This is a genomic window from Streptomyces sp. NRRL F-5650 (assembly GCF_000721365.1).
GTDB lineage: Bacteria > Actinomycetota > Actinomycetes > Streptomycetales > Streptomycetaceae > Streptomyces > Streptomyces ardesiacus.
Map to the genome: position 1 here is coordinate 69,722 of NZ_JOGV01000038.1, position 7,724 is coordinate 77,445.

Below are 7,724 nucleotides of genomic sequence, written 5' to 3' on the forward strand. Positions count from 1 at the left end.
ACACGGTACGGGACCGAGTACGGGGACGTACGTACGACGCTGCCTACGACGGCGGCGCTCAGCCCTTGAAGCGCGGGAACGCGCTGCGGCCGGCGTACACCGCGGCGTCGTCGAGGATCTCCTCGATGCGCAGTAGCTGGTTGTACTTGGCGACGCGCTCGGAGCGGGCCGGGGCGCCGGTCTTGATCTGGCCGCAGTTGGTGGCGACGGCGAGGTCGGCGATGGTGACGTCCTCGGTCTCGCCGGAGCGGTGGGACATCATGCACTTGAAGCCGTTGCGCTGGGCCAGCTCCACGGCGTCCAGGGTCTCGGTCAGCGAACCGATCTGGTTGACCTTGACCAGCAGGGCGTTGGCCGAGTTCTCCTCGATGCCGCGGGCCAGGCGCTCCGGGTTGGTGACGAACAGGTCGTCGCCGACGAGCTGGACCTTGTCGCCGAGCTTGGCGGTGATGGTGTTCCAGCCGTCCCAGTCGTCCTCGAACAGCGGGTCCTCGATGGAGACCAGCGGGTACGCCTCGACCAGCTCGGCGTAGTACTCGGTCATCTCGGCGGCGGTGCGCTCCTTGCCCTCGAAGGAGTAGGAGCCGTCCTTGTAGAACTCGGACGCGGCGACGTCGAGCGCCAGGGCGATCTGCTCGCCGGGGGTGTAGCCGGCCTCCTTGATCGCCTCCAGGATGAGGTCGAGGGCCTCGCGGTTGGAGCCGAGGTTCGGCGCGAAGCCGCCCTCGTCGCCCAGACCGGTGGCCAGGCCCTTGTTCTTCAGGACCTTCTTGAGGGTGTGGTAGACCTCGGCGCCCCAGCGCAGCGCCTCGGAGAAGGACTCCGCGCCGATCGGGGCGATCATGAACTCCTGGATGTCCACGTTGGAGTCGGCGTGCGAGCCGCCGTTCAGGATGTTCATCATCGGCACCGGCAGCAGGTGCGCGTTCGGGCCGCCCAGGTAGCGGAAGAGCGGCAGGTCCGACGCCTCGGAGGCGGCGTGGGCGACGGCCAGGGAGACGCCGAGGATGGCGTTGGCGCCGAGCGAGCCCTTGTTGTCGGTGGCGTCCAGGTCGAACATGGCCTGGTCGATCAGCCGCTGCTCGGTGGCGTCGTAGCCGACCAGCTCCGGGCCGATCTGCTCGATGACGGCGAGGACGGCCTTCTCCACGCCCTTGCCGAGGTAACGGCCCGGGTCGCCGTCACGGAGTTCGATGGCCTCGAAGGCACCGGTGGAGGCGCCGGACGGAACGGCGGCACGCCCGGTGCTGCCGTCGTCGAGGCCGACCTCGACCTCGACCGTGGGGTTGCCTCGGGAGTCCAGGATTTCCCGGGCTACGACGACGTCGATGGACGGCACGAGCATCTCCTTCTTCAATGTGACGCTTCGGTGTGACGCGCGGTCCCGCGGGACCGCGGCGGCTCTGCGGGACCGAGCCTAACCGGCTCCGGGCGATCGGCCAGCCGATCGCCCACCCGCTGGACAGAACCGAGAGTAAATTGTTTCCGAACGGAACAAAGACGTTTCCGGAAACCGGACGGCGCCCGCGCGCACGGGACGCGAAAAATCCCGCCCCGGTGCGTACGGGGGAACACGCACCGGGGCGGGAGTCGCGGGAGCCGCGCCCCTTACTTGAGGTGCAGCATCTGGCCCGGGTAGATCAGGTCGGCGTCGTCGACGATGTCGTCGTTCAGCTTGAACAGCTTCGCCCAGCCGCCCTTGACGTCGTGCGCGTCGGCGATCGAGCTGAGGGTGTCGCCCTTGACGACCTTGTACTCGCCGTCACCCTTCTCGACCTTCTTGCCGGTCGGGGTGGTGACGGTCTTCTTCTCGGCCTTCGGCTCGCTCTTCTGCTGCGCGGCGGGGCGCTCGGCGGAGCGGGACGCCTTCTGCTCGGTGGAGCGCTCGGCGGTGGAGCCGCTGCTCTGGCTCTGGGAGCTCTGCGAGCTGCCGGAGCCGCTGTCCTGGGAGCCGCCACCGGTGTACGCGGCGCCCGACAGGCCGGTGCCGCAGACCGGCCAGGCACCCTTGCCCTGGCCCGCGAGCACCTTCTCGGCGATCTGGATCTGCTGGGCCTTGCTCGCCTGGTCGGCGGTGGAGGCGTACTGCGTACCGCCGTAGGCGGCCCAGGTGGAGGCGGAGAACTGCAGACCGCCGTAGTAACCGTTGCCGGTGTTGATGGACCAGTTGCCGCCGGACTCGCACTGGGCGACGGCGTCCCACTCGGACGCGGTGGCGGCGGAGGCGTTGCCGGCCGCCATCAGCGGGGCGGCGACGGCGGCACCGGTGACACCGGCGACGGCGATGACACGGGTGGCCTTGGACGGACGACGGTGCTTGCCCTTGCCGGAAAACAGCATGGTTGATCCCCTCACCGACGCCTGCGAGGTGAGCTGTCGGGTTCGGGCCGGTTGAGTTGCCCGGCCGGGTCCCTCCCGGGACTCGGCTTCACCCCTAGCCGCTCCGGCTCAACTGCCCGGCGCGGCGCTTACCTTGGGTCCCCCGCTCCTGCCTGCGGCGCTTGACGCGACGACTGTTCCCGTACGGCCGCTGGCAGGATTCGGCGTTGCGGCTGTCGGGGCCCGCGGTGGCGAGCGGTCATGACCGTAGACACGCGCTCCGCGGTTTTTCAAAGACGATCACGGCTTCTGAGACCTATCTCTCACGAGATCCAAAAGGGACATACAGCCTCTAACCGTGACGTGAACTCCCCCTACTTTTCGTCCGATTCGCCCGTGACCGTGAGCGTCTGACCGGGGAGGATGTGGTCCGGGTCGGCGCCGACCACCTTCTTGTTGTCGGCGTAGAGCGCACGCCACCCGCCGTCGAGGTCAAGGGAGTCGGCGATGGCCCAGAGGTTGTCGCCCGAGCGGACCGTGTACGAACCGTCCCCGGACTCACGCGGCTCGCCGTCGCGCGAGGCGTGCCGCCCCGCCGACCCGTCGGCGCGCCCCGGGTCCGCCGCACCCTCGTCCGCGCTGTCGCCGCGGTGCCGGCCGGAGCCGGACGAGCCTCCGTCGCCCGGCTGTTCCGCACGGGCGCCCGCGCGGGATTCGGCCGATGTGTCCGACTTGGTGGAGGAGTCCGCGTCCCCGGACGGGGTTGCCGAGGGAGAGTCGGACGACGGCGAAGAAGAGGGCGAAGGGGACGAAGAGGGCGCCTTGGACGTCGACTCGGGAGCCTCACTCGCGCCGGCCGGATCCTCCGTGTCCGCCGAGGAGGAGGAACCGGACGACTCGGACGACTGCGACGACCCGGGCGTTCCGGTGGTCTTGGGCGTCTCGGACGGCTGGGACGACTCGGAACCGTCCGTCTTCCCCGACGCGTCCGAGCCCTCCGACGCACCGTCACCCGCCGCGTCCGAGCCGCCGCCCCCCGAGCCGTTGCCCAGGCCGGCCAGCAGCCCGCAGGTCGGCCAGGCGGCGATGCCCTGGTCCGCGTACATCTTCTCGGCGATGCGTATCTGCTGCGACCGGCTGGCCTCGTCGGCGCTGGGGGCGTAGTCGAGGCCGCCGTAGCTCTCCCAGGCCTCCTGGGAGAGCTGGAGACCGCCGTAGTACCCGTTGCCGCTGTTCTGGCTCCAGGCGCCGCCGGTCTCGCACTCGGCCACCTGGTCCCAGGTCCCCGAACCGGCCGCGTGCGCGCCGGTGGCGCCGAGCAGCGGGATCGCGATGGCGGAGCCGGTCACTCCGGCGGCGACGACCAGGGCGGGAGCCTGGCGGGGGCGACGGTGACGACCGTTCCCGGAGAGCATGCGAGGACCTTTCACGAGACGACGGGGGCCACGCGGCGGATGACGCTCGACACCACGTTGATCCGTGAACGTATAGGGAGATCATCACTTGTCACAAGTTCATGCCGCGCAGATCACGTGAAGATCACAAACCTGAGCGCGTGTCACGTTTGCGTGGACGCCCCGCCGTTGCCGGCCGACGGGGCGGACGGTGTGAACGACACGGGCAGCGTGCGCAGACCCCGCATGATGAGGCCGCCGCGCCACCGGAGTTCGGCCGGGTCCGCGGCGAGGCGGAGGTCGGGCAGCCGGGTGAGGAGCGTGGCCAGCGCCGTCTGCCCCTCCAGCCGGGCGAGCGGGGCGCCGAGGCAGTAGTGGATGCCGTGGCCGTACCCGAGGTGCTGGTTGTCCCGGCGGGCGAGGTCGAGGGTGTCCGGGTCGGTGAACCGCTCCGGGTCCCGGTCGGCGGCGGCCAGGACGACGAGAACGGGGTCGCCCGCCGCGACCTCCTGCCCGCCGATGCGCAGCGGGCGGGTGGCGAAGCGCCAGGTGGCCAGCTCCACCGGGCCGTCGTAGCGCAGGAGTTCCTCGACGCCGGTCTCCAGCAGGCCGTGCTCCCCGGCGGCGAGGGAGGTCTGCAGCCGCTCCCGCTGCTCGGGGTGGGTGAGCAGGGCGTAGGTGCCGTTGCCGACGAGATTGACCGTGGTCTCGAAACCCGCGAACAACAGGATGAAGGCCATGGCCGCGACCTCGTTCTCGGTGAGGTGCTCGCCGTGGTCCGAGGCGCGGATCAGGCCGGAGATGAGGTCCTCGCCGGGGACGGGCTCGGGCGACAGCGCGGCGCGCTTGCGGTGGATGAGGTCGGCGAGGTAGCCGCGCATCTTCTTCACCGACCGCGCCACCCCGCCCCGCGGGCCGCCGCCGTGACGGATCATCATGCCCGCCCAGTCCCGGAAGTCGTCCTGGTCCTCCCGGGGGACGCCCAGCAGGTCGCAGATGGCGTAGATGGGCAGCGGGAAGGCGAACTCGTGGATCAGGTCGGCGGAGCCGGTCTCCGCGAACTCGTCGATCAGGCCGTCGGCCAGCTCCTGCACCCGGGGGGCGAACTCGGCCACCCGGCGGGGTGTGAACGCCTTGCTGACCAGCCGCCGCAGCCGGGTGTGGTCCGGCGGGTCGATGTTCAGCAGGTGGGTCATCAGCTCGGCCTTGCGCTCCCCCGGGATGCCGGTCTTGCCCCTCGCGTGCGCGGGCTCGTCGTGGTGCGCCGGGTTCTTGGACAGCCGGGGGTCGGCGAGGGCCTGCTTCGCGTCGGCGTACCGGGTGACCAGCCAGGCCTCGACCCCGCTGGGCAGGCGCGTGCGGTGCACGGGGGCGTGGTCGCGCAGCCAGGCGTAGGCCGGGTAGGGGTCGCTCGCGAACTCCCAGGTGAACAGCTCGGGGGCGGGACCGCAGGCGGGTGGGCGGCCGGTCATCCCTCGACCGCCCTGATCGCGTCCCGGTAGGCGCGGGCCGCCGCTCTCAGGGCCGCCTCGGGGTCGGTGCCCTCGGACTCGGCGCGGGTGGCGAGGGCGAGGAGGTCGTAGCCGATGCCCTCGCCGGTGGGCAGGGGGACGTCGAGGCCCGCGGTGCGGACGCGGGAGTGGAGCTTGGCGGCGAGGGCGAGGCCGGGCTGGCCGACGGGGACGCCTTCGGTGACCGAGGTGCGCTGCTTCTCGGCGGCCTTGGTGCGCAGCCAGTGCGCGCGGACCTCCTCGGGGGTGGTGGCCGTCTCGTCGCCGAAGACGTGGGGGTGGCGGTGGATCAGCTTGTCGACGATGGTGCCGGCCACGTCGTCGACGGAGAACGGGGCGTCGGGGTCTTCCTCGGCGATGCGGGCGTGGAAGACGACCTGGAGGAGGACGTCGCCGAGTTCCTCGCGCAGTTCGTCGCGGTCGCCGTCCTCGATGGCCTCGACCAGTTCGTACGCCTCCTCGATGGCGTACTTGGCCAGGCCCTCGTGGGTGCGCCGGGACGACCAGGGGCATTCGAGGCGGATGCGGTCCATCACCTGGACGAGGTCGAGGAGGCGGGCGCCCGGGAGGTCGTAGGAGGCGGGGAGCAGTTCCAGCTCGGGCATCGCGACGCGGCCGGAGCCGGCGAGGCGGGCGAGGCCGTCGGTGAGCGCGGGGTCGCCCTCGCCGGTGGCGACGACCACGGCGGTGCGGCCGCCGGCGCAGGCGGCCACCAGTTCCTCGGCGGTGGGGGCCGCCTCGTCGACCCGTATGCCCGCCTCGCGCAGGTAGGGGAGCTGCGGGTGGGCGGCGTCGGCGCACAGGACGCGGTCGGCGGTGCGCAGGGCCTGCCAGGCGGGCCAGGACAGCAGACCGGGGGCGACCCGGTGGCTGGTGGTCAGCAGGACGATGCGGCCCTGGTCGGGGACGGTCGGCTCGGCGGTCTTCGCGTTCACTCTCCGAACCTAACGCACCTCGCCGACGGCCCCCCGAGTTGTCCACAGGGGGCCGTATCGCTGCTGGTCGGCGGCGTTACGCCGGCTGCTCGCCGCCCGCCGGGGCGATCTCCCGCACCCAGGGGGTCCGCGCGTCGACGCGGCTGCTCTTCTGGACGTCCCAGGTGCCGTAGCGCGGGTTGAGGTCGACGTCGAGCTTCTTGGACGCCTCGGACAGGGCCTGCCAGAACTCGGGGCGGCTGGTGTCGGTGCCGAGGCTCTGGGCGAGCTTCTGGGCCTCCAACTGGACGCGGAGGTTGTCGTCGAGGCGCGCGGGGGCGACGCCGTACTGCTGGAGCCAGGCCGTGCCCAGTTGTTCGGAGCCGCCGGCCTGCTTCTCCAGTTCGCCGCGCATCTGCTGGACCTCCTTGCGGCTGACGCTCACGCCGGCGTCCTGGGCGGCGCGGTGCAGCACGCGGTCGAGGACCATGCCGTGCAGGGTGTCGCGGGTGAGGGTGCCGGTCCTGGCGACGACCTGCTGGTACTGGGTGTCGTCGGGGACGGCGGCGCGCTGTGCCTCGCGGACCTCGTCGACGCGGCTCTCCAGTTGGGCGACGGTGATCCGCTGGTCGCCGACGACGGCCGCGGCGCCCGGGTGCGCGTCGTTGCCGCAGGCGGTGAGCAGGGGGGCCGCGACGGCGATCGCGGCGGTGAGGAGGAGCGCGGAGCGACGGCGGCGGTGCAAGGGAACCTCCCGTTGGAGATTGTGCGACGGTGCACAAAGTCTTGCGGTGATCGATGTTAGGCAGTGGCCCGGCTCTGGCCAACCCATTGGACCAACGATTCACCGGGACTTCGGGCACCGCCTCGGGTGGCACCGCCTCGCGTGGCACCGCCTCGCGGGCGGCGCCCCGCCGCCCGGCCCGCGCAGCGGCGGCGGCGCGCGTCAGCCGTGCATCCGGCCGAGCCACTGCAGCGTGCGCCGGACATCGGCGGCGAGCGGGTGGCCGGGGCCGTGTCGGCGCTCCACGTCGTGCAGCAGCCGGACCAGCGTGTCGTGGGCGGCGGCGCGGTCGCCGAGGGCGAGCAGGAGGTGGCCGATGCGGCGGCGGACGTCGTGGGCGAGTTCGGGGTCGCCGGCGACGTACTGGTTCTCGTAGTACGGCAGCAGCGCGCGGTACTCGGCGAGGGCGGCGGCCGGTTCGCCGAGCTGTTCCAGGCACTGGGCGGCGTCGTGGCGGTGGCGCAGGGACTGCGGGTCGGCCTGCCCGGCCTCGGCGGCGCGTTCGTCGGCGAGGCGGCGCAGTTCGGGCAGGGCGCGCCGGTACTGGCCGTCGTTCATGAGGGTCGCCGCGTACTGCCTGCGCAGGGTGCGCACGACCGGGGAGCGTTCGCCGTGCTGTTCGGCGGCGGCGGGCAGGATGGCGCCGAGGACGTCGACGGCCTGGGTGATGCGTCCCTCGCCGAGGAGGCGGTTGACGTCGTCGACGGCGCGGGCGACGTCGGGCTTGCCGGCGTCGGCGGCGGGCGCGGCCGGGGCGGGCTGCGGGGCGGGGGTGCGGGCGCGGTCGGGCCAGGGGGCGTGC

At 72.3% G+C, this 7,724-nt stretch carries 7 protein-coding genes and 1 riboswitch; all 7 genes read right to left on the bottom strand.

What is annotated here, in order from left to right; genetic code table 11:
• Positions 1-58: 58 nt before the first annotated feature.
• Positions 59-1,339, bottom strand: a complete 1,281-nt coding sequence (gene eno, locus IG88_RS0128305) for a phosphopyruvate hydratase (protein ID WP_031047116.1) — start codon at positions 1,337-1,339, stop codon at positions 59-61.
• A 269-nt stretch (positions 1,340-1,608) separates the two neighbouring features.
• Entirely contained in the window at positions 1,609-2,340 is a 732-nt protein-coding gene (gene rpfA / locus IG88_RS0128310) for a resuscitation-promoting factor protein RpfA (RefSeq protein ID WP_031047120.1), read from the bottom strand.
• Positions 2,341-2,343: 3 nt separating this feature from the next.
• A riboswitch (cyclic di-AMP (ydaO/yuaA leader) is annotated at positions 2,344-2,510 on the bottom strand.
• Between the two features lie 183 nt (positions 2,511-2,693).
• Positions 2,694-3,734, bottom strand: a complete 1,041-nt coding sequence (locus IG88_RS0128315; protein WP_031047122.1) for a transglycosylase family protein — start codon at positions 3,732-3,734, stop codon at positions 2,694-2,696.
• Positions 3,735-3,877: 143 nt separating this feature from the next.
• Positions 3,878-5,185, bottom strand: coding sequence for a cytochrome P450 family protein (locus IG88_RS0128320; protein ID WP_031047124.1), 1,308 nt, complete (start codon positions 5,183-5,185; stop codon positions 3,878-3,880).
• Positions 5,182-6,159 carry a nucleoside triphosphate pyrophosphohydrolase gene (locus IG88_RS0128325; protein ID WP_031047125.1) on the bottom strand — a complete coding sequence of 326 codons (978 nt, stop codon included), beginning with the start codon at positions 6,157-6,159 and terminating at the stop codon, positions 5,182-5,184. The genes IG88_RS0128320 and IG88_RS0128325 overlap by 4 nt, the downstream gene beginning before the upstream one ends.
• Before the next feature lie 76 nt (positions 6,160-6,235).
• On the bottom strand, positions 6,236-6,883 hold the full coding sequence (locus IG88_RS0128330) for a SurA N-terminal domain-containing protein (RefSeq protein WP_031047128.1): 648 nt from the start codon (positions 6,881-6,883) through the stop codon (positions 6,236-6,238).
• A gap of 201 nt (positions 6,884-7,084) precedes the next feature.
• On the bottom strand, positions 7,085-7,724 hold a 640-nt coding region (locus IG88_RS0128335), incomplete at its 5' end, for a protein kinase (RefSeq protein WP_031047130.1).

Excerpts from the sequence above, each read along its gene's own strand:
- rpfA (WP_031047120.1), bottom strand. The coding sequence starts at position 2,340 with ATGCTGTTTTCCGGCAAGGGCAAGCACCGTCGTCCGTCCAAGGCCACC.
- IG88_RS0128320 (WP_031047124.1), bottom strand. The coding sequence starts at position 5,185 with ATGACCGGCCGCCCACCCGCCTGCGGTCCCGCCCCCGAGCTGTTCACC.
- IG88_RS0128315 (WP_031047122.1), bottom strand. The coding sequence starts at position 3,734 with ATGCTCTCCGGGAACGGTCGTCACCGTCGCCCCCGCCAGGCTCCCGCC.